This window comes from Azospirillum oleiclasticum (assembly GCF_013423485.1).
Taxonomy (GTDB): domain Bacteria; phylum Pseudomonadota; class Alphaproteobacteria; order Azospirillales; family Azospirillaceae; genus Azospirillum; species Azospirillum oleiclasticum.
The window spans coordinates 1-648 of sequence record NZ_JABFFR010000092.1; the positions used below are offsets into that span (position 1 = coordinate 1).

At 73.0% G+C, this 648-nt stretch carries 1 protein-coding gene; it reads left to right on the forward strand.

All coding sequences use genetic code 11. From position 1 onward, the window contains the following. Positions 1–62 precede the first annotated feature (62 nt). The coding region (locus HL658_RS36355) for a hypothetical protein (RefSeq protein WP_211109941.1) at positions 63–648 on the forward strand (586 nt) is incomplete at its 3' end.

The following is a 648-nucleotide window of genomic DNA, read 5'->3' on the forward strand; positions in this document are numbered from 1 at the left end:
GCACTTTTCGCATATACAAAGTTTGTATATTGTCGTGGGCACCACCCCCTGGAGGCTCCGCCATGCCGCGCCCCGACCCGCTCCACGCCGCCCTGGACGTCCAGCTGCGCGTTCTCGGCGACGATCTCCGGCACCGCTGCGTGCGGGCCTTCGCCCGCCACCTGCGCGACCGCCGGCGCGCGGCGTTGGCCGCCCACGACGGCCCGGTGACGCTCACCCTCGAGGACCTCGCCGCGCTGGTGCGGCGCTCCGGGCTGCGCTGCGAGCGCTCGACCGTGCCCTTCTCCCTCGACCGCATGGGCGGCGTGCGCCTGCTCGCCCCCAGCCTCGACCGCATCGACCCCGAGGGCGACTACACCCTCGCCAACCTGCGGCTGGTGTGCTGGTACGTGAAGAGGACCCCGTCACCGGCGCGGGCGGATGGTGGTTCGCACCGGCATCCACGGCTCCCCGGCACGCTGGCCCGGCAATGCCCGGGTGTGGGACGATGCCGGCGCCACACGCCACGCCCTGAGCACCCGCCAGACCGCGTCACACCCCGTCTCCACAGCGCCGGGAGAGCCCCGATGAGCACCGACACCGACGACACCCCCGAGCATCCCGCCACGCCGCCGGCCGGCCGCAAGATGTTCATGTGCTTCCTGCGCG